This window comes from Pelagibacterium sp., from assembly GCF_965249125.1.
Taxonomy (GTDB): Bacteria; Pseudomonadota; Alphaproteobacteria; order Rhizobiales; family Devosiaceae; genus Pelagibacterium.
Genome location: NZ_OZ252217.1, coordinates 1,634,723 through 1,660,958, shown reverse-complemented (window position 1 = coordinate 1,660,958; position 26,236 = coordinate 1,634,723). Strand labels below are relative to the sequence as shown.

Here is a 26,236-nt window from a genome sequence, read left to right as displayed (position 1 = left end):
TTGCGATGCCTATCAACATCACGATGCCCGCCCTGTCGCCCACAATGGAAGAGGGCACGCTGGCCAAGTGGCACGTTAAGGAAGGCGACAGCGTTTCTTCCGGCGACGTGATTGCCGAGATCGAGACCGACAAGGCGACCATGGAAGTGGAAGCCGTCGATGAAGGCACGATCGGCAAGATTCTGGTCTCCGAAGGCAGCGAGAACGTCAAGGTCAATGCCGTGATTGCCGTCCTGCTCGAAGAAGGCGAAAGCGCATCCGACATCGGCGATGCCGCTCCGGCCCCCAAGGCTGAAGAAAAAAAGGACGCGCCCAAGGCCGACACCGAACAGCCCAAGGCGGAGCAAAAATCGGCAGGCGAACCCAAGGCGCCCTCATCGAGTTCTGACGCCAAGCCAGCGCCCGAGCCGCTTCCGGCGCCAAAGGCCGATGGCAAGCGCGTGTTCGCCTCTCCACTGGCCCGTCGCCTCGCCAAGGACGCAGGAATCGATCTTGCCGCCGTTTCCGGCTCGGGGCCAAAGGGGCGCGTGGTCAAGGCCGATATCGAAAAAGCCAAGAAAGAAGGCGTTTCGGCCAAGCCCGGCGCTGCTCCGGCAAGCGGAGCGCCGCTGGCTGCCGGCATGGGCAAAAATCAGGTTCTGGCCATGTTCGAGGAGGGCACCTACGACCTCGTGCCCAATGACGGCATGCGCAAAACCGTGGCCACCCGCCTCACCGAATCCAAGCAGACCGTGCCGCACTTCTATCTCACGCTCGATTGCAACATCGACGCGCTGATGAAGGCGCGCGAGGAAATCAACGCAATCGCTCCCAAGGACAAGGACGGCAAGCCCGGCTACAAGCTTTCGGTGAACGACTTCGTCATGAAGGCCTGGGCCATAGCGCTCCAGCAGGTTCCGCAGGCCAATGCCACATGGGCAGGGGATTCGATCCTCTATCACCACCGCTCCGATGTCGCCGTAGCGGTCGCGGTGCCGGGCGGTCTGTTCACGCCCGTCGTCAAATCCTGCGACACCAAAAGCCTTCGGCAGATTTCCGAAGAGGTCAAGGATCTGGCCACGCGCGCACGCTCGAAAAAGCTCGCGCCCCATGAATACCAGGGCGGCGCCTCTTCGGTCTCCAATCTGGGCATGTACGGCATCAAGCATTTCGGCGCCGTCATCAACCCGCCGCATGGCACCATCCTTGCGGTCGGGGCTGGCGAAGAACGCGTCTATGCCGAAAAGGGGCAGATCAAGACCGGCAGCTTCATGACTGTAACGCTCTCGTGCGATCACCGTGCCGTCGATGGCGCGCTGGGCGCCGAACTGCTCGCGGCGTTCAAGAAGCTGATCGAAACGCCCGTCATGATGCTTGCTTAAGGCTCGCCTTATGAAAACCATCCTCGCCTATGGCGACAGCCTCACCTATGGCTCCGATCCCCTCGTTCAGGGTGGGCGTCATGCCTATGAGGATCGCTGGCCGACCCGGCTGGAAATAGGACTCGCGGGAAAGGCGCGGGTCATCGCCGAAGGGCTGGGGGGACGCAGCACGGCCTTTGACGATTTCACGACCTCTGCCGACCGCAACGGCGCGAGAATCCTGCCGACCCTGATCCACAGTCACGCCCCGCTCGACGCCGTGGCCATCATGCTCGGCACCAACGACATGAAGAGCTTTGTCTGCGGCAGTGCTCTGGGGGCCTCGCGCGGTATCAAGCGCCTGGGCGAGATCGTCAGGATAGAGGCCCCGTCCGCGAAGCTGCTCCTGATATCGCCGCCCCATTGCATCGAGCCATCAAGTCCGGCACTTGATCCTCGGTTCAGCGAGACCATCGCAGAGAGCCGGGAGCTAGCGCACCATTACCGGCGTGTCGCTGACGAACTCGGTTGCCATTTTTTCGACGCGGCGAGCGTTGCCAAGGCCGATCCGGCTGACGGCGTGCATCTGGACCCGGCCAACACACGCGCAATCGGCGACGCACTGGCGCCGCTTCTCAAAGAAATACTCGGGCTCTAGCCCATAAGGACAAGAGGAAAGCCATGGCGGATCAATACGATATCATCGTGATCGGTGCCGGTCCCGGCGGCTACGTCGCAGCCATCCGCGCGTCGCAACTGGGTCTCAAGGCCGCGATCGTCGAGCGCGAGCACATGGCGGGCATCTGCTCGAACTGGGGCTGCATTCCGACCAAGGCGCTGCTGCGCTCGGCGGAAATCTACGGCCACATGGATCACGCCAAGGATTACGGGCTGACCGCAGACAAATTCGGGTTCGATATCGAGGCCATCGTCAAGCGCTCGCGCGGCATTGCCGGGCGCATGAATGATGGCGTCCAGTTCCTGATGAAAAAGAACAAGGTCGATATCATCTGGGGCGAAGCGACAATCGCCAAGCCCGGCGAGATCAAGGTAGAAGCGACCAAGAAAAAGGCGGTCGAACCCCAGCACCCAAAGCCCAAGACAACGCTGGGTGAGGGGACCTATAAGGCCAGAAACATCATCGTGGCCACCGGCGCGCGACCGCGCGTGCTGCCTGGCATCGAACCGGATGGCGAAAAGATCTGGACCTATTTCGAGGCTCTCAAGCCAGCCAAAATGCCCAAATCGGTCGCCGTGATGGGATCGGGGGCCATCGGCATCGAATTCGCGTCGTTCTATCGCTCGCTCGGTGCCGAAGTGACGGTCATCGAACTCCTGCCGCAGATCATGCCGGTCGAAGATGCCGAAATCGCAGGGCTGGCCCGCAAGCGCTTCGAAAAGCGCGGCATTTCGATTTTGACCGACGCCAAGGTTTCCAAGGTCGACAAGACCAAGGACGGCGTCACGGCCCATGTCGAACTCAAGAATGGCGATAACAAGGAAGTCAAAGCCGAGGTGCTGATCTCCGCTGTCGGCGTGCAGGCCAATTCCGAAAATCTCGGTCTGGAAAAGGCCGGGGTGAAGATCGATCGCGGTGTGATCGTCGTCGACGGACATGGCCGGACCAACGTCGAAGGCATCTGGGCCATAGGCGATGTTGCCGGTCCGCCGATGCTGGCCCACAAGGCCGAGCATGAGGCCGTTCTGGCCGTCGAAACCATCGCCGGCAAAAAGGTTCATGGCCTCGACAAATCCAAGATCCCCGGCTGCACCTATTGCGAGCCGCAGGTGGCCAGCGTCGGCATGACCGAAGCCAAGGCCAGGGAAGCCGGGCGCGACATCCGCGTCGGGCGCTTTCCCTTCGTGGGCAATGGCAAGGCGATCGCGCTGGGCGAACCTGACGGGTTGGTCAAGACCATCTTCGACAAGAAGACCGGCGAACTGCTCGGCGCGCACATGGTCGGCGCCGAAGTGACCGAACTGATCCAGGGCTTCGTGGTGGCGATGAACCTCGAAACCACCGAGGAAGACCTGATGCACACCATCTTCCCGCATCCCACCCTGTCGGAAACGATGAAGGAGAGTGTACTTGACGCATACGGTCAGGCGCTCAACATATGAAATGCAACAGGGCTTTGCCGCCCGATTGTTCGTAAAGTAAACTCAAGGTTGATAATTCGGTAAGCAATTCATCCAATGTTCCCGCGGGAAGGGAAGCACTTATGGTAAATATGGCGCGGATCGATGTGTGAAACCGTCCATATTGAGGTTCGTCATGGCTCAAGAGCTTTTGATGTACTGGGTGCTGGTCGGACTGGCCATTGGGCTGGTCGGCGCTTTTCTGTTTGGAGCCGAGCTGATCTGGCGCTATCTGGCCGCGGGCGTGGCCGGAGCCGTGGTAATCAGCTTCGCGATTGCTTACTTTGGTATTGACGTACCGATAGCAAACTGGCTCGTACGCCAGCTCAGCGTAGCAGCCGCTGGGGCCGTATTCGTCGTAACCTTTGTCAGGGTGTTGGACACATCAGCCTGACGGGTTCGGAAAAGGACACAATGGTCACTCTTCTCGATACCGTAGGCACCAAGTCTCCAAGACATCCAGAAAAGGCGAAGCGTCCCGACACCGAGATGCTGCGCAAGCCCGACTGGATTCGCGTCAAGGCGCCCGGTTCGGCCGTTTACCGCGAAACCCAGCAGATCGTGCGCGAGAACAACCTCGTCACCGTGTGCGAAGAAGCCGGCTGCCCCAATATCGGGGAGTGCTGGAGTAAGAAGCACGCGACCATGATGATCATGGGTGAGATCTGCACCCGTGCCTGCGCCTTCTGCAATGTGCGCACCGGCTTGCCGACGGCGCTCGATCCCCATGAGCCCGAAAACGTCGCAAAGGCGGTCGAAAAGCTCGGCCTCGAACACGTCGTCATCACGTCGGTCGACCGCGACGATCTTGCCGATGGCGGCGCCCGGCATTTCGCCGATGTGATCCTTGCGATCCGCGCCCGCAATCCTCGGACCACGATCGAAATCCTGACGCCCGATTTCCTGCGCAAGGACGGGGCTCTCGAAATCGTCGTGGCGGCCAAGCCCGATGTCTTCAACCACAATCTCGAAACCGTGCCGTCGAAATACCTGACTGTCCGCCCCGGAGCGCGCTATTTCCACTCCATCCGGCTTTTGCAGCGGGTCAAGGAACTCGATCCGCAGATGTTCACCAAGTCCGGCATCATGGTGGGCCTGGGCGAGGAGCGTAACGAAGTGCTCCAACTCATGGACGATTTGCGCGTGGCGAACGTCGATTTCCTCACCATCGGCCAGTACCTCCAGCCGACCCGCAAGCACCACAAGGTGGAGCGGTTCGTGACGCCTGAGGAATTCAAATCCTTTGCCACGGTCGCCAAGACCAAGGGCTTCCTTCTGGTATCGTCCAGTCCACTCACCCGCTCCTCGCACCATGCGGGCGAGGACTTCGCGGCACTGCGCAAGGCGCGGCAGGAAAAACTCGGACTGGCTTGATGCAGAAGCATTTGGAGCGGCACGTGCCGCATTCGGCAGCGCAAATGCTCGCGCTGGTTGCGGACGTGGATGCCTATCCCCAGTTCATCCCCCATTGCGAGCGCATGGAAGTGCGCCGCGACGCCGCCAAGCCGAACGAAAAATTCGACGCGCGGATGCATATCCGTTTCGGGCCAATCAGCCAGGCCTATACGAGCCGGATCGTGGTCGATCGCGATGCCATGACATTGCGGGCGAAGGCCGTCGACGGCCTTTTCAGCCACCTCAACAGCATATGGCGGTTTACCGACGACGGGCAGGGGGCCGCCATCGTCTTTGACATCGACTTCAAGATCGCCAACCCGCTGATCCGCTCGGTCGCCGAACCCGCTTTCGCCGCAAAGCAGGACGAGATCATGGACGCGTTTGTGGCGGAGGCGCGCCGCCGCTATGGGGCGTAGGCGTCAAGCACCATCTCCAGCGCCACCCGCACCGTCATCTGCCGCACCCAATCGCGCCCGCCGTCCCCGAACAGGTCTTTCCGGTGCAGCGTCCGCTCTTTCGTCGCGACCCCGAAATGAACCAGCCCGATCGGCTTTTCATCCGATCCGCCGCCCGGCCCGGCAATCCCGGTGACGGCTACGGCCAGATCGACGCCGGCCCTTTTTAGGGCCCCCTCGGCCATGGCCCGCGCCACCTCCTCGGACACAGCACCGTGCGTATCGATAAGCGCCTCGGGCACATCGATCATGGCGGTCTTGGCCCGGTTGGAATAGGTGACAAACCCGCCATAGAGCATGGCGGACGACCCCGATACCGACGTGATCGCGCCCGCAATCAGTCCGCCCGTGCAGCTTTCCGCCGTCACCATGATATGGCCCGCAAGGATCAGCCGGTCATTGACCTTTTTCGCCAGCGCCAGCGTCTCGTTGTCGAGCATCTCCTAGCTCCGCGGCAGTTCGATTGTCGCTACGGCCTGCGCCGCGATGCCTTCCTCGCGGCCGGTAAAGCCCAACCGCTCCGATGTCGTCGCCTTGATCGCCACCCTGTCGACGCTCACGCCCGCGATTTCGGCGATCCGCGCCCGCATCGCGTCCACATGCGGACCGATCTTGGGGTATTCGCAGATGATCGTCGCATCCATATGCACCAGCCGCCCGCCGCGCTGCCGCACCAGGTTTGCGGCATGCTCGAGAAAGATCGAGGAATCGGCGTCTTTCCACTCCACGTCGCTGGGCGGAAAGTGCTTGCCGATATCGCCGTCGGCAAGGGCGCCGTAAATGGCATCGGAAAGTGCGTGCAGCACGACATCGGCATCCGAATGGCCCTTGAGCCGGGCTGTGTGCGGAATGGCGATATTGCCCAGAACGACGGCGTCACCCTCGGCAAAGGCGTGAACGTCGTAGCCCGATCCAACCCGTGTTTCCATAGCTTGTCCCTCAGACATCATGCGCTCGGCCCGTTCGAAATCGCCGGGCAGCGTTATCTTGATGTTGCGCGTATTGCCTTGCGCGAGGGCAACGCTCAAGCCGGCCCATTCGGCGATCGCTGCATCATCGGTAAATCCATCGCTCATTTCGATGGCCCGCCGATGCGCATTGTAGATTGCGCTAAAATGAAACCCCTGCGGCGTCTGCGCCGCAAAAAGCTGGGTCCTGTCCTCTGTGCCACCGACGGTCTTGCCGTCGACCGATCGCTTGATCGTATCGGTGACCAGCGTGACGGGCAGGGCGCCATCGGCATCGGCCAGCGCCTCGATGACGTTTCCTATCAGTGCCGCGTCGACAAAAGGTCTGGCGCCGTCATGGATGAGCACAATATCGGGAGGCTGGCCTGCCAGCGCCTCCAGCCCCTTCAGCACCGAAACCTGCCGCGTTTCGCCGCCAATCACGGGCGCGGAAAGCCTGGCATCGGAAAGCGCCAGGCCGGCGAACATTTCTTCCTGCCCTGCGCCGATCACCGGCACGACACGGTCGATGGCCCTTACGGCCAGCAACGCCTTCAGAGTCATCGTCAGCAGGGGCTCGCCGGCCACGTTGCGGTACTGCTTGGGGAGCCCGGCGGCGCCCACGCGCTCGCCCCGGCCCGCCGCGACAACCAGCGCAACGATTGATTTGTCTTCACTCATTGGGCCTTGCTCGTTCCCGGCAATAATTTGCGCAAACTTCATCCGCAATTAAAGCTCCATGGCCTGAGAAACAAGGTCAGCACCACTGTCTTTAGCAAACTGATCCCACTTCGGGCATTGAACGGGATCGAATTTTGACTAATCTGTCACCAAATTTGAGCCCTTGTATAGTTTTAAGGCAATAGATTGGCCAAGCCTGCCTCAGAAATAAGCATAGGTGACCTCCGCCTGCCAAATCGCGCCTTCCTGGCGCCCATGGCGGGGATAACCGATCGCCCGATGCGCGACCTCGCCGCCCGGTTCGGGGCAGGGCTGGTCGTGTCGGAGATGATCGCCAGCGCGTCCCTTGTGACCGGCCAAAAGGAAATGATCCGTAAGCTCACCCCCAGCCACGGCCTGCCGCACATTGTCCAGCTCGCAGGATGTGAGGCCGACTGGCTTGTGCGCGGCGCCAGGATCGCCGAGGAGGCGGGCGCCGACGTCATCGACATCAATTTCGGCTGCCCCTCCAAGCGTGTCACCAATGGCTTTGCCGGTTCCGCGTTGATGCGTGTGCCCGATATCGCGCTCTCGCTCGTCGAGGCGGTCGTTGCCGCCACCAGCCTGCCGGTCACGGTCAAGATGCGGCTGGGCTGGGACGATGACAGCCTCAATGCCGCCGATATCGCGCGTCGCGCCGAAAGCGCCGGGGTAAGAATGATCACAGTGCACGGGCGGACCCGCCAGCAGTTCTACAAGGACACGGCGCGTTGGCACCTCGTGAAGCCGGTTACCGACGCCGTCGGCATTCCTGTGGTCGTCAACGGCGACATTGTCGGACCCGATCAGGCCGACCGGGCTCTGGCCCAATCGGGCGCCGACGCTGTCATGATCGGTCGCGGCGCACAGGGTCAACCCTGGGTTGTCGGGCAGGTGGCCGCGCACCTCGATGGACGCCAACTCCCCCCGGCGCCCGACGGAGATGACCTTGTGGCCCTGGTAGCCGAACACTACGAGGACATATTGTCCGAATACGGCACCGAACTCGGCGTCCGTGTGGCCCGCAAGCATATTGGCTGGTATCTCGATGCCGCGGGTGATTTGTCCAACGCCGCGCGCCGTCCCATCATGACCGAAAACGACCCCCGCGCCGTCCTTGGGATGATACCGCACCTTTTCGAACAGACCTGGAGTCAGGCCGCATGAGTGCGCTCATGGAACTAGATCTGCATGCCTCCATACTCCAGTCGCTGCCACAGCCGGTCATCGTCTGCGCGCAGGATGGCTCGATTGCCTTTGCCAATTACGCGGCCGAGGCGTTTTTTCACGCTTCGGCATCCATCCTGACGCGGCAGAAACTGTCCGACTTCATAGCGTTCGGCTCGCCCATCCTTGGCCTCATCGAAAGCGTCGCCTCTCGCCTCGCTCCGATGATCGAGTATCGCGTGCAGGTCGGCACCGCCCGGGTGATCGAGGACAGGATTGCCGATGTCTATGCCAGCCCCATTCCTGAAATGGCGGGCCACGTCACGCTCATATTCCAGGAGCGGACAATGGCCGACAAGATCGACCGCCAACTCGTATCGCGCGGAGCAGCGCGCTCGGTAACGGGCCTTGCCTCGATGCTGGCCCATGAGATCAAGAACCCGCTCTCGGGCATCCGCGGCGCCTCCCAATTGCTTGAACAATCGGCCGTTGGCGACGATCGCGCACTGGCGCGTCTCATTCGCGATGAAACCGACAGGATCGTCGAGCTTGTGGACCGAATGGAGGTGTTCGGTGACGAACGCCCGGTCGAGCGTACGCCTATCAACATCCACGTCATCCTCGAACGGGTGAAGCTGCTGGCATCGAACGGCGTCGCCAAGGGCATCACCTTCTCAGAGGACTACGACCCCAGCCTGCCGCCCGTGCTGGGCGACCGCGATCAGTTGATCCAGATCTTTTTGAATTTGATCAAAAACGCCGCGGAAGCCCTTGAAAGAACAGCAAAAGCCGAAATCAAGATAATGACGGCCTTCCGTCCGGGCATCCGCATCAGCGTCTCGGGCAACAGCAACAGGGTTTCCCTGCCGCTCGAAATCGTCATCGAGGACAACGGCCCGGGCGTACCCGCAGATATCCTGCCGTTCCTGTTCGATCCCTTCGTCACCACCAAGCTTTCCGGTTCGGGCCTTGGCCTTGCCCTGGTCGCAAAGATCGTGGGCGATCATGGAGGCGTCATCGATTGCGACAGCAAACCGGGGCGAACGCGTTTCCGCATTCTTTTGCCGGTTGCCCAGAAAACAGACATCAGCCAAGCCGAAGACCAGGACTAAGACCATGGCCGGACAGACAATTCTCCTCGCCGACGACGACGCCGCGATCCGCATGGTGCTCAATCAGGCGCTATCGCGCGCCGGCTACGAAGTCCGGCCCACCGGCAACATCTCGACCATGTGGAACTGGGTGACGCGTGGCGAGGGCGATATTCTCATCACCGACGTCTCGATGCCCGACGGCAACGCGTTCGACGTCATGCCCAAGATCAAGAAACTCCGCCCGGAATTGCCAATCGTCGTGATGAGCGCCCAGAACACATTCATGACGGCCATCCGGGCTTCGGAAATGGGCGCATACGAGTATTTGCCCAAGCCCTTCGACATCACGGAGGTTCTGGCCGTGGTGGGCCGCGCCTTGGCCGACGCCAAGCGGCCGGCTCCCGATCGGGGTCAGGAAGAGCAGGGCGAAAACATGCCGCTGGTCGGCCGTTCGGCGGCCATGCAGGATATCTATCGAGCACTCGCCCGCCTCATGCAGACCGATCTGACGGTCATGATTACCGGCGAGAGCGGCACCGGCAAGGAACTGGTCGCCAAGGCATTGCATAATTTCGGCAAGCGCAAGAACGGGCCGTTCGTCGCCATCAACATGGCCGCCATTCCCCGCGATCTCATCGAAGCCGAACTGTTCGGTCACGAAAAGGGCGCCTTCACCGGCGCGACGTCCCGGTCTTCGGGCCGGTTCGAGCAGGCTGAGGGCGGCACGCTGTTTCTCGATGAGATTGGCGACATGCCCATGGACGCCCAGACCCGCCTGCTGCGTGTGCTCCAGGAGGGCGAATATACGATGGTCGGTGGCCGTACGGCCATCAAGACCGATGTGCGCATCGTCGCCGCGACACACAGGGACCTTAGCCAGTTGATCCGGCAGGGCCTGTTCCGCGAGGATCTTTACTACCGCCTCAACGTCGTCCCGATCCGCCTGCCGCCGCTGCGCGAACGCATCGACGACGTGCCCGATCTCGCGGCGAGCTTTCTAAAGGCCGCGCAGCGTGAGAACGAGGCGCCCAAGGTGCTTTCGTCCGATGCGCTCAAGCTCATGCAGCAATATCACTGGCCGGGAAACGTCCGCGAACTGGAAAACCTCGTCCGCCGCCTGGCCGCACTCTATGTGGACGAGGTGATTTCCCTTGAGATCGTCCAGAACGAACTCAATCTCGCGGACCGCGGCAATTTTTCGTCAAAGCCCGGACCAGCCGATATCGTGACGGTCATCGAAAGTGATCTGGCTGAGCTTTTCAGGGAGTACGAGCCCAATCTGCCCCCTGCCGGCGTCTATCAGCGCATCATCGACAAGGTCGAGGTGCCGTTGATTTCGACGGTCCTCAATCTGTGCGCGGGCAATCAGATCAAGGCCGCCGAACTGCTGGGGCTCAACCGCAACACCCTTCGCAAGAAAATCCGGGGTCACGGTATCGAAATCGTCAAACACTCCAGGCAGTTGGGGTGAAGCTCCGTCGCGCAGGGCGTTTGCTTGCCGAAAGGTTCACCGAACCTTTTTCGCCGACTTGATCGGTACAGGGCAAGCACTGTCACATTTTGGCAACATTAATCTTGAACCAAGAGCCGAGTTGGGCCAGACTCGGCCATGGCGGAATGTTTCCGGCCACTGAAACCGTCAGCGCGGACGTCGATCGCATGCTTTCAAGCGCAGTACTCCATAGCGGCCCAGGAGCCATCGCGCTGCCCGGCAGGTGGGGCAGGAGAGGCGGTGTGCATGGCGGTTAGCGCAGGCAACCGGCAGATATCACACTCGGGGGACAAATCTGCACCGCTGTTCAACGACAATCGCCTGCTGCGGCAGGTTGGATTCGTCGTCGTTCTGATCTCGGTCATTGTCGCCACCGGCTCATTCCTCATCATGAGCGGAACAACCGACATCGAGCCGGGCCCCGACGTCTGGACCTGGATATGGATTGCCAACGCCATCCTGATCACGCTTGTCGTGGCGCTGGTCCTCACCGAACTCGTCATGCTCGTGCAGACGCGCATCCGCAAGCAGGAGGGCGCGCGGCTCCAGGTTCGCATCGTCGCCATGTTCGCCATCGTGGCTGCCGGTCCCGCCTTTATCGTCGCTGTTGTCGCCACGCTCTCGCTGAACCAGGGGCTTGACCAATGGTTCTCCGAGCGCATGCGCTCGATGGTGGAAAGTTCCCGGCTCGTGGCGCGCTCCTACATGCTCGAGCATGCGCAGGTGTTGCGCGACGACACGATCTGGGTGGCAAGTGAGCTTGAAGCGGCACGCGACAGCTTCACAAACGATTCCCCACGCTTCCAGCGTATCCTTACCGCGCTTGCCACCACCCGCTCGCTGCCGTTCACGAGCCTGGTCAATCAGACGGGCGAAACCGTCATGCGGGCCCAGATCAATATTCCCGGCGCCATTCCTCGCGTCCCTGACGAGGTGCTCGAGGCAGCCGGTGAAGGGGCGCCTACGCTCATCGCACCGGGCGCCGCCAGTTCACTGGTGGGAGCCGTGGTCAAGTTGCGTGGATATGACGATCTCTTTCTGTTCGTCGCACGACCGGTCGATGCGGAAGTCCTCGAATATGTGCGTTTGACCGACGAGAACATTACAGATTACCGGCTCTACGATTCCAGCCGGCTGGTGTTCCAGATCACCTTCGCGCTCATGTATGTGGGGGTGGCTTTCGTCTTTCTTCTCGCCGCGTTGTGGATTGGCATAGCGCTGGCCAATGGCCTTATCGACCCCATCCGAAACCTGATGATCGCCTCGAACCGCGTTTCGAGCGGCGATCTCGACGTCCAGTTGCCCGTTCCGGAACGCGGAGGCGACCTGCACGACCTTGCGGTGCGCTTTAACAAGATGACGGCGCAATTGCGCAATCAGCGCGCCGCTCTCGTGGCCGCCAGCCGCACCAACGACCAGCGCCGACAGTTTACCGAAGCGGTAGTAGAGGGTGTTTCCGCAGGTATCATCGGGCTCGACGCCTTCGGTCGCATTACCCTGGTCAATTCCCGGGCCTGCGCAGCTCTTGGCCAGTCCGAACTGGATTTGATGAACCAGGAATTGTCTCAAATCGCTCCCGAACTCGCCCCCACCATGGAGCGGGCCCAGTCGGCACGTCGGGGAAGGGTCCAGGACCAGGTTCAGCTTTCCACCGGGTTCGATCGCCGCACCTATCAGGTCCGGCTCACCCGCGAGGGCACGATCACCGAATCCAAGGGCTATGTGGTCACCCTCGACGATATAACCGAACTCGTCGCCGCCCAGCGCAATAGCGCCTGGGCCGATGTGGCGCGCCGTATCGCCCATGAGATCAAGAATCCGCTGACTCCCATTCAGCTTTCCGCCGAACGGCTGCGCCGCCGCTACGCCAACAAGCTCGCCGATGATTTCGATGTCTTCGACAAATGCATATCGACCATCGTGCGTCAGGTGGGCGATATCGGCCGCATGGTCGATGAGTTTTCGTCTTTCGCCCGCATGCCCATGGCCACAATCGTCCGGGCCGACCTTTCCGACACCGTACGGCAGTCGGTATTTCTCGAAAGCGTTCGTCAGCCCGAAATCAACATCAAGGCAGTACTGCCCGACGAGACGATATACGCACAGTTCGATACCAGGCTGGTGTCACAGGCACTCACTAATCTTATCAAGAATGCTGTCGAAGCTATTGAAAGCATTGGCCTTGATACGGTTGAAAATCCCGAAGTCATCGTTTCGGCTTCCGTCAGCGGCGATGAAGCGGTCATCGAGGTCAGCGACAATGGCAAGGGTTGGCCGGAAGAGAACCGCCACCAGCTTCTCGAGCCCTATATGACCACCCGCGAAAAGGGGACCGGGCTCGGTCTTGCTATTGTCGCAAAGATCATCGAACAGCATGGCGGTCGTGTCGATCTGCGCGATGCCGCTCCCGACGCCAACGGTCGCATCGGCGCCTGTTTCGCCTTCACGTTACCGTTGCAGGAAAGTGGAAAACAGCCGGTCGCCTCGCAAGGCGCCGACCCCGACACCCAAAAAACGACCCAAGAGGAGACATCGCGCGTATCCGCGATGGCAATTAAGTAAATGGCTCGTGACATTCTGATTGTTGACGACGAGGAAGACATCCGGGAGCTGATCGCCGGAATTCTCGAAGACGAAGGCTACGAACCGCGACAGGCTTCCGATGCGGACGGCGCGCTTACCGAGATCGCAAAGCGACGCCCCAACCTTGTATTTCTCGACATCTGGATGCAGGGCTCGCGCCTCGACGGCTTACAGCTTCTCGATGTGCTGCAGGCCGATCACCCCGACCTGCCGGTGGTCATGATCTCGGGCCATGGCAATGTGGAAACCGCCGTTTCCGCCATTCGCCGGGGTGCCTATGACTACATCGAAAAGCCCTTCAAGATCGACCGCCTGCTGCTCATCACACAACGGGCCATCGAAGCGAGCAAGTTGCGGATCGAAGTGGCCGATCTCAAGGAGCGGACCGGCGATGAAACCGAGCTGGTCGGGGTCTCGGGTGCCATCGCGCAAGTGCGCTCGCTGATCGAAAAATCGGCCGGCACCCGCTCGCGCGTCTTCATTGCCGGCGGCGCTGGCACCGGCAAGGGCTTGTGCGCGCGCCTCCTGCACTTCAAGAGCCCCCGCGCGGCCGGCCCGTTTATCGAAATCAACGCCTCGCTGTATGCGCCCGATGAAATTCCCGTCGTACTGTTCGGACGCGAAGTTCGCGACAAGAACGGGTTGCGCACCGAAGTCGGCGCGCTCGAGCGCGCCCATGGCGGCACGCTCTATCTGTCCGAAGTCGCATCGCTCCCCCTCGAGGCCCAGACATCGCTGCTGCGCGCCCTTGTCGAGAACAAGTTCACCCGCGTCGACGGCCACGGCCAGGTTCCGGTCGATGTGCGCATCGTCTCGTCGAGTTCGCAAAACGTGGCCAGCCTGATCGAGGAGGGGAAATTCCGCACCGATCTGTTCCACCGGCTCTCGGTCGTGCCGCTTCAGCTCACCTCCTTGCGCGAGCGTCGCGAGGACATCCCATCGCTGGTCAGTCTGTTCGTCGCCCAGCTTTCGCGCATGCACAACCTTCCGCGTTTCCTGTTTGGCGACGATGCCATCGCCGTTCTCCAGGGGCAGGACTGGCCGGGCAATGCCCGCCAGTTGCGCAACGCCATCGAACGCCTTCTGATTCTGGTGCGCGACCAGCAGCCAGACGACGGGATCATCACTGCCTCCATGCTGCCATCTGATATTTCCGAAGTGCTGCCCACGATCGGCGATACCGACTCATCGGCTCACCTGATGAGTCTGCCTCTGCGCGATGCGCGCGAGGTTTTCGAGCGCCAATACCTGATCGCCCAGATCGAGCGATTTGGCGGCAACATCTCGAAAACCGCGGAATTTGTGGGCATGGAGCGAAGTGCCTTGCACCGCAAGATCAAATCGCTCGGGCTTTAGTGAGAGGTGATGGCGTGCTAACACATGCGCCGTCGCTTCCATCTGGGACGCTGAAATGAGAGTTATCATCTGCGGAGCCGGCCAGGTCGGCTACGGGATCGCCGAACGCCTGTCGGCCGAAGGCAACGAAATCACCGTCATCGATAACAATCCGGCTCTGGTGCAGCGTGTCAGGGACACGCTCGACGCCCGCGGATTGCATGGCCACGGGTCCCATCCAGACGTTCTCGCCCAGGCCGGGGCGCGTGACGCCGACATGCTGATCGCCGTCACGCAGGTCGATGAAGTCAACATGACCGCCTGTCAGGTTGCCCATTCGATCTTCGAGGTGCCTACCCGCATTGCCCGCATCCGGTCCCAAAGCTATCTCGATCCCGAATGGAGCAACATGTTCTCCCGGGATCACCTGCCCATCGATGTGATCATTTCACCCGAAGTGGAAGTGGGCGAACTCATTTTGCAACGCATGGCCTATCCGGGCGCCAACGAGATCGTGACGTTCGAGGACGATCAGGTTGTGGTGATCGAGGTCAACGTCACCGAAGACTGCGCGGTCATCGATACCCCGCTGCGCCATCTGACCGACCTGTTTCCCAACCTTCAGGCCACCGTCATGGGCGTGCGGCGTGACGGTGAAATGCGGGTCATCCATTCCCACGAGCAGATGGTCGCCGGCGATCAGGCCGTTGTCGCCGTGGCGCGCGACCAGGTCCAGCGCGTCCTCGGCCTGTTCGGTCGGGACGAGGTGCCGCCCAGCCGGGTGGTGATCGCCGGCGCCGGCAATGTCGGTCGCTACGTTGCCCGCCGGATCGAGGAAACCGACCCCTCGGTGTCGATCCGCATCATTGAGAGCAACCGCGAAAACGCGCAGCGGACCGCTGAGGCCATGAAGCATTCGATCGTCGTGTTCGGCGACGCGCTGGCCGAGGACATAATGCGCGAGGTCGATGTCCGTGACGCCCATATGTTTCTGGGCCTGACCAATGACGACAAGACCAATATCCTCTCATCGGTCATTGCCAGCGAAATGGGCTGTCACGCCAATATCGCGCTGGTCAACCAGAGCCAGTATCCCCGCGTCGCCCGACGTCTCGGTGTTGACGCCTTCATCAATCCGCGCGCCATCACCGTATCGAAGGTTCTTCGGCATGTCCGGCGCGGACGCATCCGGGGCGTGTATACGCTCGGCAACGGCGCCGCCGAAATTCTCGAGGCAGAGGCACTCGAAACCTCAACGCTCGTCGGAAAGCCGCTGCGCGAATTCAAGCTGCCCCAGGGCATTCGCATTGGCGCCATCGTGCGCGGCAGCCAGGCGATCATGCCGACCGGCGATACCATCGTGAGGGCCGGCGACTTCGTGATCGTCTTCGCACTCGCCGCCAGCCTGCGACAGGTCGAGCAGATGTTCAGGGTCAGCATCGATTTTTTTTAGCGTGTTACTCGCGAGGGGATGGGTTTGCCCACCATCGGAATTCTATCGGCCGGTGTGTTCGGGGTTTTTGCCCTCTCATTGGTGCTGCCGCTGTTCGTCGCCCTCGTCGAAGGCAATTGGCGGGCGCTCGAAGCCATTTTTCTCGTTGCCGTCGGGTACGGATTTCTGTCGGCCGTCACCATCCTGTCTCTCAGCCGGCGAGCCCGCCCCCTTAACAGGGCAGGGGTATTCATGGCAGCGATCACCGTATGGATGTCGCTGATCGCCGCCGCCGTGCCCCTGTTCATTCTGGTCGAGGGTCAACGTCTCATCCCGGCCATTTTCGAGGCCAGTTCGGCCGCCGTCACACTGGGGGCCACCCTGCGTCCGCCTGCCGATCTGTCACCCTCCATGACGTTCTATCGCGCGACCGTCGCCTGGGTGGCCGGCCTGACCACGCTAACGCTGGCGGTTTATGTGCTTGGCCCATATCGTGTTGGTGGCATTCCCAATGCCAATCTGCGTCAGGTCCAGCATGCCCGCACCGAAAACGACCCGCGCATCCTGGTCACCCTGCAATCGATCGCCGTTCCATACCTGAGCCTCACGATCGTCTGTGCCATGTTGCTGATTATCGTTCGCGTCCCTGCCGATGATGCCATCGTGGTGGCCATGAGCATGCTCTCGACCAATGGATTTGTTCCGCCCGGGTCGTCCACGTCGGTCCTGGACAACCGCCTCGCGGAAGTCGTCATGATGGTTTTCATGCTCATTGGCTCCACCAGCATCATCTGGCACCGCCTGCTTGTCGCAAGGGCCGGCGAAGGCTCGCGCGAGCATCACGAAGGCATGCGCTATCTCGCAGCCATTGGCCTGCTGGTGGCTCTCGCGATTCTTGCTTCGATCCTTGCACCTCCCGTCGGAAGGCAGGGCTTCGAAAGTGCTTTCAATTACGTTTTCGACATGATCTCGATCGCCACCACCACCGGAATTACCCACGATCAACGGCTGGGAGTGTCCATACCGTTCGAGGTTATTCTCATTATCGTTTTTATCGGCGGCTGTTCGTATTCGACTGCGGGTGGCATTAAGGCATTTCGCCTGCTCACCATGCTCAAGCATGTCGGCAACGAACTCGACAGGCTCGTTTACCCCAGCGCCATTCTTCGGGACGATGTGCAATACGATACCCAACAGCGCGTTATCGCCAAATCCGTGTGGAGCACGTTTTTTCTCGGCGTGCTGGCCCTAACCATAGCGCTGATGGTTTTTGCCGCTCAGGGCCATTCGCTGCCGTCAGCCATGGCCATCGCAGCGGGTGCATTTTCGCAGGTGGGCAATCTCGTCGACTCGGCCATTCCGGGCTTGTCACAGGGCGTCGCGTCCGACGCTACGCTGCTGACGATTGCGGCAGTCGCGACGATCGCCCGCATCGAAATCCTCGTGATGCTGGCGGCAATTACAGGAAATCGCTGGTAATTGCGCTCTAGGCTCGTCCCCAGAGATATGCAATAGTTACCGAGTTGACATGTAATGCGTCAAACGGGCAAGGCGGCACCCAAGCTGGTTGTCAAACAAAAAGTCGGTCGGGGCGTCTGACCGGTGCTCCGTGCCCGACGCAAACAAGAGGCCGTACAATGCCCAGTGAAAAGGTGCAGAACCTTCAGGATGCCTTTCTCAATCACGTTCGCAAGAACAAGGTCCCGGTGACGATCTTCCTCGTCAACGGCGTCAAATTGCAGGGCGTCATCACCTGGTTCGATAATTTCTGTCTGCTGCTGCGTCGCGATGCCCAGAGCCAACTGGTCTATAAGCACGCAATTTCAACGATCATGCCGGGCGCACCCATTCAGCTGTTCGACCCCGAGAGCAATACCGATTGATCGATAGAGAAGACGAAGACGACGGCAAGGGCTTCGTGGACCTTCGCGAAGTCCCTACACGCACTGGTCTGGTAACACCCGACGTCAGACACAACCGCTATTCGCGTCGCGCGGAAGCGCGGCATGCCGAGTTTATCGGGCTCGCGGCAGCCATCGCGCTCGACCTCGTATTCACCGAGATCTTTCGGGTGCGCGAAATCAAGCCCGCGACCTATCTCGGCGGCGGGCAGGTGCAGCAACTTGCCGAATGGGCCAAGGAAAATGACATTGAACTGCTCGTCGTCGATGCGCCGCTCTCACCCATCCAGCAGCGCAATCTCGAACGCGAAGTCGGTGTAAAGGTCCTCGATCGCACGGCGCTGATTCTCGAGATCTTTGGCGAACGCGCCGCGACCCGCGAAGGCGTGCTGCAGGTCGAGCTCGCCCACCTCAATTACCAGAAGGGCCGTCTGGTCCGCTCCTGGACCCACCTCGAGCGCCAGCGCGGCGGTGGCGGCTTTCTCGGCGGTCCTGGCGAAACCCAGATCGAATCGGACAGGCGCCAGATTCAGGATCGCATCCTGGTTCTCGAACGGCGGCTCGATAAGGTGCGTCGCACCCGCCAGCTTCAACGCGGCCCACGCGCCGCCGTGCCGTTCCCCGTCGTTGCCCTGGTCGGCTATACCAATGCCGGCAAGTCGAGCCTTTTCAACGCCATCACGGGCTCGGGTGTCATGGCTGAAAACCTGCTGTTCGCAACACTCGATACCACGGTGCGCCGCGCCTCGCTGCCGCATGGCCGCGACATCATCCTGTCCGATACGGTCGGGTTCATTTCCGATCTGCCGACCGATCTGGTCGCCGCCTTTCGCGGCACGCTCGAAGAGGTAACGCAGGCCCAAATCATCCTGCACGTTCGCGACGTTTCCAACCCCGACCACCCGGCTCAGGCAAACGACGTGCTGTCGGTTCTGGCTTCGCTCGGCGTCACGGGGGAAACCACACCGATCATCGAGGTCTGGAACAAGATCGACAATCTGCCGGCCGAAGCTGCCGACGGACTGGCGAGCATAGCGCCAGCGGGCAAAGTTGCTGCCTCCATTCCGGTCTCTGCGGTAACAGGGCAGGGACTGGCCGATCTTTTGCTGGCTGTCGAAAAGACGCTTGCGCAGGATTCGCGCCTGTTCAGTGTCCTGATCCCGCACGAATCGAGTTCTGAAACCGGCTGGCTTTATGCCAACGCCGAAGTGGTCGAGCGTGGCGAGCCCGACGATGAAGGCACGCGCTACACCGTCCGGGTTTTGCCCCGGCATCGCGCCGAGTTTTCGGAAAAATTCGCCGGCCGGATTACCGGGCTCGACGGCTCAAGCTGATTTGTCGGCCTTGCGGATTTCGTTCCAGTAGGAATCGAGTCGGTCAAGGCCGGCCTCGGAAATCTCGATGTCTTCCTCGCGGCATCGCGCTTCCACATGCTCGAACCGCCGCACGAATTTGGCGTTGGCATCACGCAGCGCGGCCTCGGGATCGATCCCGGCATGGCGGGCAAGATTGGCAACGGCAAACAGCAGATCGCCGATTTCCTCGGATTTTGCCGCCTCATCGGTCCCGGCAAGTGCCTCCTCGGCCTCACCAAGCTCCTCTTCGATCTTGGCAATGACCGATCCGGTATCGGGCCAGTCGAACCCCACCCGTGCGGCGCGCTTGGCGAGTTTTCCCGCCCGCGTCAGCGCCGGCAACCCAGCGGGTACATCATCAAGCAGGGAGGGCGGTTTTTCCCCGCCACGCCGTTCTGCCTTTCTTGCGCGCTCGCCCGCCTTTATCGCCTCCCAGCGCTTCTCGCTCGAGGCTGCATTGCCTGCCTCGTCTTCCCCGAACACGTGCGGATGGCGCCGGATCAGTTTTTCGGTGACCGCGTAAATCACGTCGCCGATCTCGAACAGCCCTTCTTCCTTGGCCATCTGCGCGTGATAGATCGGCTGCAGCAACAGATCGCCCAACTCGTCGCGCAGATCCTCATAATCCTCGCGCTCGATCGCGTCCGCCACCTCATAGGCTTCCTCGATCGTATAGTGCCGGATCGACCGGAAATCCTGCTCGACGTCCCAGGGGCATCCGGTCTCCTTGTCGCGCAAGCGAGCCATGATCTCGATGAGACGGGAAATATCGCGGGAGGGTTGCATCGGAAAACCTTGGAGAAGAGAGTCGTAGGGCAAGTTCTATCGAGCGGCCGGGTCAGCCGCCACCCCGATCATCCCGCCTTGATCAGCGGAATGGCCAGGTCTTTTCGGAAAATATAGAGCAACGCCCGCAGCGCTTCGCCCTCCGGACCCTTGAGCCCCGGATTACGGTCGAGTGCAGCACGCGCGTCGTCATGAGCCATTTCCAGCAGATGCCGGTGAACGTCGGGCACCGCTATGCGATAACCCGGCATGCCCGATTGCCGCGTTCCGAGCAAATCCCCCTGGCCGCGCAGTTCGAGATCCTTTTCGGCGATTTCGAACCCGTCATCGGTCTTGCGGATCGCCTCGAGCCGCTGCCTTGCCGTTTCGCTCAACGGCTCGGAATAGAGCAAAAGACAGGCCGATCGCGCCGATCCACGCCCCACCCGCCCACGCAACTGATGCAATTGCGCCAACCCGAACCGCTCGGCATGCTCGATGATGATGATCGTCGCATTGGGCACATCGACCCCAACTTCGATCACAGTGGTGGCAACGAGAATCTGCGCTTGCCCTGACGAAAACCGATCCATCGCCTCCTGCTTGGCCGCGGCACTCATGCGTCCATGCACCAGTTCTACCCGGTCCCCAAAACTCTTCTTGAGTTCTGCAAACCGGTCCTCGGCCGCCACAACGTCGAGCACCTCACTTTCCTCGACCAGCGGGCACACCCAGTAGGCCTGCGCCCCCTCGGCCAGTCGCGACGCAAGCCGTCCCACTACGCGTTCATACTCGGAAATCGGCAGGGTTGCCGTATCGATTGGCTGGCGTCCCGCCGGCTTTTCGCGCAACACCGAAACGTCCATGTCACCGAAATGGGTGAGAACCAGGGTGCGCGGAATCGGGGTTGCCGTCATGACCAGAAGATCAGTTTTGTGCCCCTTTTCCGACAACGCCAGCCGTTGGTGCACCCCGAACCGATGCTGCTCGTCGACCACCGTCAGTCCGAGATTTTCAAACTCCACCCCGCTTTGGAACAGCGCATGCGTGCCCACGGCTATGGCAATCGAGCCATCGGCCAGCCCGGCCAACGCCGCCCGCTTTTCCGCCGCCGGCATTTTCCCGGTCATCAGAACCACCTTGAGCCCGGCCTGTTCGGCCAGCGGCTGGAGCGTCCTGAAATGCTGGCTGGCAAGCAGTTCAGTCGGCGCCATCAGCGCCGATTGGCCGCCATCCTCGGCCACCATGGCCATGGCCATCAGCGCCACGACCGTCTTTCCCGATCCCACGTCACCCTGCAAAAGCCGCGACATGCGCGTCGGCCTTTCCAGATCCTCCCGAATGTCAGAAATCGCCAGCCGCTGCCCATCGGTCAGCGCAAAGGGCAGGGCGGTTTCGACCTTTTCGGCGATCTCGCCGGTCACCCGCCGCGCGATACCCGAGGATTTCACCATCGTTTCCCGGATCAGCGACAGCGCCAATTGCCCGGCCAGATATTCGTCATAGGCCAGCCGCATGCGCGAAGGCGAAACGATATCGCCCTCGCTGGGGCGCCGGGGTGCATGAATATGGCGCAGCGCTTCGGAAAATCCCGGCCAGTTCATGATCGTGCGCCGGTCCTTGCCCGTCCACTCGGGAATGATCGGCACCAGATCGAGCGCCGAAGCGATCACCTTGCGCAAGGCGCGCGAGGAAAGCCCGTGGGTCAGCGGATAGATCGGCTCGACCATCGGCAGGCTCGAGAGCTTGTCGGGCTCCACGATATAGTCGGGATGGGTCATCTGCTTTTCGCGGCCGAAAAACCCGATTTCGCCCGAAACGTAGCGGACTTCGCCGATCGGCAATTGCTTTTCTACCCAGCCGCCCTTGGCCCCGAAAAAGCTCAGGGTGATCTCGCCCGTCTCGTCGTGCGCCTTGATTCGCAATGGCGCCCGGCTGTTGCGCGGCGGCGCGATATGCTCGTCGATATGCAGTTTCAGCGTCGCGATGGACCCGACCGGCGCGTAAGCGACGCCGTCCTGCGCTCGCCGGTCGATCACTCCCGAGGGCATATGGGTGAGCACATCGAGAACGACCGCATCCTGCCCATCGGGTGCGCCGAAGAACTTGGCGAACAGCGCGCCCAGTTGCGGCCCGACGCCTTTCATCGATTTGAGCGATTTGAACATCGGGTTCAGCAGATCGGGGCGCGGCACGACTCAAAACTGGGCTAATATGAACGGAAACGGAACGATATATGCTTGCGGGCCATGGCAAAAGGCTGACAGCGCCACCAAATGTCTCTAATAACTGCGGTCCCAAGCCTTAGCACCTGTCTGGACCATGACCGACCTCACCGCCATCGAAATGCGCCGCAAGCGCGCGCTCTATCGCGCCCAGCATCGCGGCACCCAGGAAATGGATATCCTGATCGGTGGATTCGTCGCCGATCATCTCGATACGCTCGACGCAGAAATGCTCGACCGGCTTGAAGCCCTGATGGATCACGAGGAAACCGACCTTCAGGCATGGCTCATGGGCCAAAGCGACATTCCCGACAACGCGGACCGCGATCTGATCGAGGCGATCCGCAACCACAAGATTTCACAGAACTAGCTTCATGGACGATTTACTGCGCGACGGCCCCTCAAGGATTCTGGCCAACCTTCCCGACGGCATGCAGCCGGCGATGCTGGCGCGCGAAGTCGAGCAACGCCTTAAGGAGGCCCCGCAAGCTCCTGTTTCACTTGTGTTTGTCGCGCGCGATGGCCGCCGGTTGCAGCGCATGGCCGATATCCTGCAAGCCATGTTGCCCGGCCATCCAGTGCTGATCTTCCCCGCCTGGGATTGTCTGCCCTATGACCGCGTTTCACCTAACGCCGTAACCATCGCCGCCCGTATGTCGGCGCTGGCTCAACTGGTCGATCCCGCGATCAGAGGCGCCATCGTTCTCACCGCCGTCAATGCGCTGATCCAGCGTGTCGTACCGCGAGACGTGTTGGCTGCCATGACGTTTTCCGCGGCGGCGGGACGCATGGTCGATAGCGAGAAACTCATCGACTGGGCCACCAACAATGGCTATCTGCGCGTTCCTACAGTGCGCGAGACGGGCGAATACGCCGTGCGCGGCGGGCTGGTCGATCTTTACCCGGCCGGTCATGACGCGCCCTTGCGGTTTGATTTCTTCGGCCAGCAGCTTGAAACCATTCGCTCTTTCGATCCCGAAAGCCAGCGCACGACCGGCAATGTCAAATCGGTGACCCTCGTTCCCATGAGCGAGGCCATGCTGACCGAAGACACAATTCGCCGCTTCCGCCGCAACTACACGACGGCCTTCGGCGGCAACACTGCCGATGACCCTCTCTATGGCGCCATCAGCGCCGGGCAGCGCTTTGCCGGCATGGAACATTGGCTGCCCTTCTTTTACGAGGGAATGGAAACGCTGCCCGCTTATATCGGCGATGCGCCATTCTATTTCGACGATCAGTCGCGCGAGGCCTACTCCGAACGCCGCGATCAGATCCTCGATTATTACACCGCCCGCAAGGAAGCACGCGAACAGGGCAGCACGGCTGGCGCACCGTACAAGCCACTCAGACCCGAACTGCTCTACAATGTGGAGCAGGGCCCTTACGAGTTGGCCCGCGGCCATGAGATCTCAGAGCTTTCGCCTTTCCTGCCCGCCGACGAAAATTTGCCGGTCATCGATTGCGCCGGCCATCTGGCGCCCAGCTTTGCCGCAGAACGTCAGGCCGCCGATACCAACCTCTTTGAAGCGGTAATTTCACGCATCAAGACCGAGGCGAGGGCAGGGCGCAAGACGATCATCACCTGCTGGACCGAAGGCACCCGCGACCGCATGGGCCAGGTGCTCAAGGATCACGGCCTGAAGGCGGTCAAGAAGCTCGAAAACTGGAAGCAGGTCGATCTGCTCAAGGTCGGCCAGCTCGGCCTTGTCGTTCTGCCGCTCGAATCGGGCTATCTGACCGACGATATCGCCGTTCTCTCCGAACAGGACATTCTGGGCGAGCGCATCATTCGCCAGACGCGCCGCAAGAAAGCCTCGGACGCGCTGACCGAAGCAAGCTCGCTCTCGGCTGGCGATCTCGTCGTCCATGTCGATCACGGTATCGGGCGCTTTATCGGGCTCAAGGCCATCGAGGTGCAGGGCGCGCCCCATGATTGCGTCGAGATCGAATACGCCAAAGGCGACAAGCTCTACCTGCCAGTAGAAAATATCGAGCTGCTCTCGCGCTATGGCGCCGAAGGCGCCGAACTCGACAAACTGGGCGGCGTTGCCTGGCAGGCCAAGAAATCCAAGCTCAAAAAACGCATCCGCGACATGGCCGAGCAGCTCATCAAGATCGCTGCCGCTCGCCAGATGGCTCATACCGACCCGGTCGAAGTGCAGACGGGCTCTTACGACGAATTCTGCGCCCGTTTCCCCTATGAGGAGACCGAAGACCAACTCGCAACGATCGATGCTGTCTTCGAAGATCTCACCTCGGGCCGCATCATGGACCGGCTGGTCTGCGGCGACGTGGGGTTCGGCAAGACCGAAGTTGCGCTTCGCGCTGCCTTCGTCATGGCCATGAGCGGGCGTCAGGTCGCCATTGTCGTCCCCACGACCCTTTTGTCCCGCCAGCACTTCAAGACATTTTCCGACCGTTTCGCGGGACTTCCCGTACGGGTGCGACAAGCCTCGCGACTTGTGCCTGCCGCCGAACTCAAGGCCACCAGGGATGGCCTGAAGGATGGCAGCGTCGATATCGTCGTCGGCACCCACGCCTTGCTCTCGAAATCCATAGAATTCCGCGATATCGGCCTGATGATCGTCGACGAGGAGCAGCATTTCGGCGTGGCGCACAAGGAGCGCCTCAAGGAAATGCGCGCCAATGTCCACGTGCTCACCCTTTCGGCGACCCCCATTCCCCGCACCCTGCAATTGGCGCTGACCGGCGTGCGCGACCTTTCGCTGCTTGCCACCCCGCCTGTCGACCGCTTGGCCATCCGCACCTTCGTTTCGCCCTTCGATCCGCTGGTGGTGCGAGAAGCGTTGCTGCGCGAGAAATATCGTGGCGGCCAGGCCTTTTATGTCTGCCCGCGCATATCCGACCAGGCCGACATCGCGCAATTTCTTCGCGACCACGTACCCGAAGTCAGCTTCGTGGTCGCCAACGGCCAGATGGCGCCCCAGCAACTCGACGACACGATGAACGCCTTTTACGACGGCAAGTTCGACGTGCTCGTCGCCACCACCATCGTGGAATCCGGCCTCGACGTGCCGACAGCCAACACCCTGATCGTGCACCGCGCCGACAAGTTCGGCCTCGCCCAGCTCTACCAGATCCGGGGCCGCATCGGCCGTTCCAAGACGCGCGCCTATGCTATCTTCACGGTTCCCGCCGACCGCAAGCTCAATGATCAGGCGCAGCGTCGCCTCCAGGTGCTCCAATCCCTCGAATCGCTTGGCGCCGGCTTCCAGCTCGCCAGCCACGATCTCGACATTCGTGGCGCGGGTAATCTTCTGGGGGAGGAGCAGTCCGGCCACATCCGCGAAGTCGGGTTCGAGCTCTACCAGTCGATGCTCGAAGAGGCCGTAGCGTCATTGAGGGCAGGGCAGTCGGCCGAGGAGGAAGAGGCGGGCCAGTGGTCGCCGCAGATTTCGCTGGGCATGCCGGTGATGATTCCCGAAGCTTATGTGCCCGACCTTCAGGTCCGCATGCAGCTCTACCGCCGCCTGGGCGATTTGACCGATGCCAACGACATCGATGGGGTCGGCGCGGAAATGATCGACCGTTTCGGCCCGCTGCCCGAGGAGGTCGAGGCTCTGCTCAAAGTCGTGCTCATCAAATCTCTGTGTCGTGCCGCCAATGTCGAAAAGGTCGATGCCGGACCCAAGGGCGCGCTTGTCACGCTGCGGAACGGCGTCTTCCCAAATCCTGCCGGATTGGTGCGCCATATCGCAGATCCCGGTCAGGCGGCCCGGCTGCGCCCCGATCAAAAGATCATGTTCGCGCGCAACTGGCCGACCGCCGAGCAGCGCCTCAAAGGCAGCGCCGCGATCCTCTCGCGGCTGGCCGGTCTTGCCGCCGGCCACTGACGCCTTTGAGCAACACGAGTGGCCCAAGCGCATTGGCAGTGTCTCAACGTCA

At 61.3% G+C, this 26,236-nt stretch carries 21 protein-coding genes; 17 read left to right on the top strand and 4 right to left on the bottom strand.

What is annotated here, in order from left to right; translation table 11 throughout:
• The first annotated feature begins 5 nt into the window (after positions 1-5).
• The 6 genes from ACP148_RS08180 to ACP148_RS08155 all read left to right on the top strand — a co-directional run bounded on the left by ACP148_RS08180 (position 6) and on the right by ACP148_RS08155 (position 5,293).
• Entirely contained in the window at positions 6-1,361 is a 1,356-nt protein-coding gene (locus tag ACP148_RS08180) for a pyruvate dehydrogenase complex dihydrolipoamide acetyltransferase (RefSeq protein WP_421950434.1), read from the top strand.
• A gap of 10 nt (positions 1,362-1,371) precedes the next feature.
• Positions 1,372-1,998, top strand: coding sequence for an SGNH/GDSL hydrolase family protein (locus tag ACP148_RS08175; RefSeq protein ID WP_421950433.1), 627 nt, complete (start codon positions 1,372-1,374; stop codon positions 1,996-1,998).
• Between the two features lie 23 nt (positions 1,999-2,021).
• Positions 2,022-3,461 carry a dihydrolipoyl dehydrogenase gene (gene lpdA, locus ACP148_RS08170; RefSeq protein WP_421950432.1) on the top strand — a complete coding sequence of 480 codons (1,440 nt, stop codon included), beginning with the start codon at positions 2,022-2,024 and terminating at the stop codon, positions 3,459-3,461.
• A gap of 154 nt (positions 3,462-3,615) precedes the next feature.
• Positions 3,616-3,873 carry a hypothetical protein gene (locus tag ACP148_RS08165; RefSeq protein ID WP_421950431.1) on the top strand — a complete coding sequence of 86 codons (258 nt, stop codon included), beginning with the start codon at positions 3,616-3,618 and terminating at the stop codon, positions 3,871-3,873.
• Positions 3,874-3,893: 20 nt separating this feature from the next.
• Positions 3,894-4,853 carry a lipoyl synthase gene (gene lipA / locus ACP148_RS08160; RefSeq protein WP_421950430.1) on the top strand — a complete coding sequence of 320 codons (960 nt, stop codon included), beginning with the start codon at positions 3,894-3,896 and terminating at the stop codon, positions 4,851-4,853.
• Positions 4,853-5,293: a type II toxin-antitoxin system RatA family toxin gene (locus ACP148_RS08155; protein ID WP_421950429.1), complete on the top strand. Its 441-nt coding sequence runs from the start codon at positions 4,853-4,855 to the stop codon at positions 5,291-5,293. Before lipA ends, ACP148_RS08155 begins: the two co-directional genes overlap by 1 nt.
• Here the strand turns inward: ACP148_RS08155 and ACP148_RS08150 are convergent.
• Complete coding sequence (locus ACP148_RS08150) at positions 5,281-5,772, bottom strand: CinA family protein (protein WP_421950428.1); 492 nt, start codon at positions 5,770-5,772, stop codon at positions 5,281-5,283. The genes ACP148_RS08155 and ACP148_RS08150 overlap by 13 nt on opposite strands.
• A gap of 3 nt (positions 5,773-5,775) precedes the next feature.
• The gene (locus ACP148_RS08145) at positions 5,776-6,960 is read right to left on the bottom strand and encodes a bifunctional 2-C-methyl-D-erythritol 4-phosphate cytidylyltransferase/2-C-methyl-D-erythritol 2,4-cyclodiphosphate synthase (protein WP_421950427.1); all 1,185 of its coding nucleotides are present in this window, start codon (positions 6,958-6,960) and stop codon (positions 5,776-5,778) included.
• Positions 6,961-7,146: 186 nt separating this feature from the next.
• Between ACP148_RS08145 and dusB the strand changes: the two genes are divergently transcribed.
• The 9 genes from dusB to hflX all read left to right on the top strand — a co-directional run bounded on the left by dusB (position 7,147) and on the right by hflX (position 19,316).
• A complete protein-coding gene (gene dusB / locus ACP148_RS08140) occupies positions 7,147-8,145 on the top strand; it encodes a tRNA dihydrouridine synthase DusB (protein ID WP_421950426.1) in 999 nt (332 codons plus the stop codon).
• A complete protein-coding gene (locus ACP148_RS08135; protein ID WP_421950425.1) occupies positions 8,142-9,257 on the top strand; it encodes a two-component system sensor histidine kinase NtrB in 1,116 nt (371 codons plus the stop codon). Before dusB ends, ACP148_RS08135 begins: the two co-directional genes overlap by 4 nt.
• 4 nt (positions 9,258-9,261) lie before the next feature.
• A complete protein-coding gene (ntrC, locus tag ACP148_RS08130; RefSeq protein WP_421950424.1) occupies positions 9,262-10,710 on the top strand; it encodes a nitrogen regulation protein NR(I) in 1,449 nt (482 codons plus the stop codon).
• 267 nt (positions 10,711-10,977) lie between these two features.
• Complete coding sequence (locus ACP148_RS08125) at positions 10,978-13,293, top strand: ATP-binding protein (protein ID WP_421950423.1); 2,316 nt, start codon at positions 10,978-10,980, stop codon at positions 13,291-13,293.
• Positions 13,294-14,670: a sigma-54-dependent transcriptional regulator gene (locus ACP148_RS08120; protein ID WP_421950422.1), complete on the top strand. Its 1,377-nt coding sequence runs from the start codon at positions 13,294-13,296 to the stop codon at positions 14,668-14,670. It begins immediately after the preceding gene.
• A gap of 55 nt (positions 14,671-14,725) precedes the next feature.
• The gene (gene trkA, locus ACP148_RS08115) at positions 14,726-16,102 is read left to right on the top strand and encodes a Trk system potassium transporter TrkA (protein WP_421950421.1); all 1,377 of its coding nucleotides are present in this window, start codon (positions 14,726-14,728) and stop codon (positions 16,100-16,102) included.
• A gap of 24 nt (positions 16,103-16,126) precedes the next feature.
• Entirely contained in the window at positions 16,127-17,560 is a 1,434-nt protein-coding gene (locus ACP148_RS08110; RefSeq protein ID WP_421950420.1) for a potassium transporter TrkG, read from the top strand.
• Between the two features lie 158 nt (positions 17,561-17,718).
• A complete protein-coding gene (hfq, locus tag ACP148_RS08105; protein ID WP_014130571.1) occupies positions 17,719-17,964 on the top strand; it encodes an RNA chaperone Hfq in 246 nt (81 codons plus the stop codon).
• Positions 17,961-19,316, top strand: coding sequence for a GTPase HflX (gene hflX / locus ACP148_RS08100; RefSeq protein WP_421950419.1), 1,356 nt, complete (start codon positions 17,961-17,963; stop codon positions 19,314-19,316). Before hfq ends, hflX begins: the two co-directional genes overlap by 4 nt.
• On the opposite strand, the gene mazG is transcribed toward hflX, so the two are convergent.
• On the bottom strand, positions 19,308-20,123 hold the full coding sequence (mazG, locus tag ACP148_RS08095; RefSeq protein ID WP_421950418.1) for a nucleoside triphosphate pyrophosphohydrolase: 816 nt from the start codon (positions 20,121-20,123) through the stop codon (positions 19,308-19,310). The genes hflX and mazG overlap by 9 nt on opposite strands.
• Positions 20,124-20,191: 68 nt before the next feature.
• Positions 20,192-22,297, bottom strand: coding sequence for an ATP-dependent DNA helicase RecG (recG, locus tag ACP148_RS08090; RefSeq protein WP_421950417.1), 2,106 nt, complete (start codon positions 22,295-22,297; stop codon positions 20,192-20,194).
• 127 nt (positions 22,298-22,424) lie between these two features.
• On the opposite strand from recG, the gene ACP148_RS08085 reads away from it, so the two are divergent.
• Entirely contained in the window at positions 22,425-22,697 is a 273-nt protein-coding gene (locus tag ACP148_RS08085) for a succinate dehydrogenase assembly factor 2 (protein WP_421950416.1), read from the top strand.
• A gap of 4 nt (positions 22,698-22,701) precedes the next feature.
• Positions 22,702-26,184 (top strand): transcription-repair coupling factor, encoded by a 3,483-nt coding sequence (gene mfd, locus ACP148_RS08080; protein WP_421950415.1) that lies wholly within the window; start codon positions 22,702-22,704, stop codon positions 26,182-26,184.
• The last annotated feature ends 52 nt before the right edge of the window (positions 26,185-26,236 follow it).

What these genes read in the sequence shown, in the direction of transcription:
- ACP148_RS08180 (WP_421950434.1), top strand. Translation starts at nt 6, where the DNA reads ATGCCTATCAACATCACGATGCCCGCCCTGTCGCCCACAATGGAAGAG.
- ACP148_RS08175 (WP_421950433.1), top strand. Translation starts at nt 1,372, where the DNA reads ATGAAAACCATCCTCGCCTATGGCGACAGCCTCACCTATGGCTCCGAT.
- lpdA (WP_421950432.1), top strand. Translation starts at nt 2,022, where the DNA reads ATGGCGGATCAATACGATATCATCGTGATCGGTGCCGGTCCCGGCGGC.
- ACP148_RS08165 (WP_421950431.1), top strand. Translation starts at nt 3,616, where the DNA reads ATGGCTCAAGAGCTTTTGATGTACTGGGTGCTGGTCGGACTGGCCATT.
- lipA (WP_421950430.1), top strand. Translation starts at nt 3,894, where the DNA reads ATGGTCACTCTTCTCGATACCGTAGGCACCAAGTCTCCAAGACATCCA.
- ACP148_RS08155 (WP_421950429.1), top strand. Translation starts at nt 4,853, where the DNA reads ATGCAGAAGCATTTGGAGCGGCACGTGCCGCATTCGGCAGCGCAAATG.
- ACP148_RS08150 (WP_421950428.1), bottom strand. Translation starts at nt 5,772, where the DNA reads ATGCTCGACAACGAGACGCTGGCGCTGGCGAAAAAGGTCAATGACCGG.
- ACP148_RS08145 (WP_421950427.1), bottom strand. Translation starts at nt 6,960, where the DNA reads ATGAGTGAAGACAAATCAATCGTTGCGCTGGTTGTCGCGGCGGGCCGG.
- ACP148_RS08135 (WP_421950425.1), top strand. Translation starts at nt 8,142, where the DNA reads ATGAGTGCGCTCATGGAACTAGATCTGCATGCCTCCATACTCCAGTCG.
- ntrC (WP_421950424.1), top strand. Translation starts at nt 9,262, where the DNA reads ATGGCCGGACAGACAATTCTCCTCGCCGACGACGACGCCGCGATCCGC.
- ACP148_RS08125 (WP_421950423.1), top strand. Translation starts at nt 10,978, where the DNA reads ATGGCGGTTAGCGCAGGCAACCGGCAGATATCACACTCGGGGGACAAA.
- ACP148_RS08120 (WP_421950422.1), top strand. Translation starts at nt 13,294, where the DNA reads ATGGCTCGTGACATTCTGATTGTTGACGACGAGGAAGACATCCGGGAG.
- trkA (WP_421950421.1), top strand. Translation starts at nt 14,726, where the DNA reads ATGAGAGTTATCATCTGCGGAGCCGGCCAGGTCGGCTACGGGATCGCC.
- hfq (WP_014130571.1), top strand. Translation starts at nt 17,719, where the DNA reads ATGCCCAGTGAAAAGGTGCAGAACCTTCAGGATGCCTTTCTCAATCAC.
- mazG (WP_421950418.1), bottom strand. Translation starts at nt 20,123, where the DNA reads ATGCAACCCTCCCGCGATATTTCCCGTCTCATCGAGATCATGGCTCGC.
- ACP148_RS08085 (WP_421950416.1), top strand. Translation starts at nt 22,425, where the DNA reads ATGACCGACCTCACCGCCATCGAAATGCGCCGCAAGCGCGCGCTCTAT.
- mfd (WP_421950415.1), top strand. Translation starts at nt 22,702, where the DNA reads ATGGACGATTTACTGCGCGACGGCCCCTCAAGGATTCTGGCCAACCTT.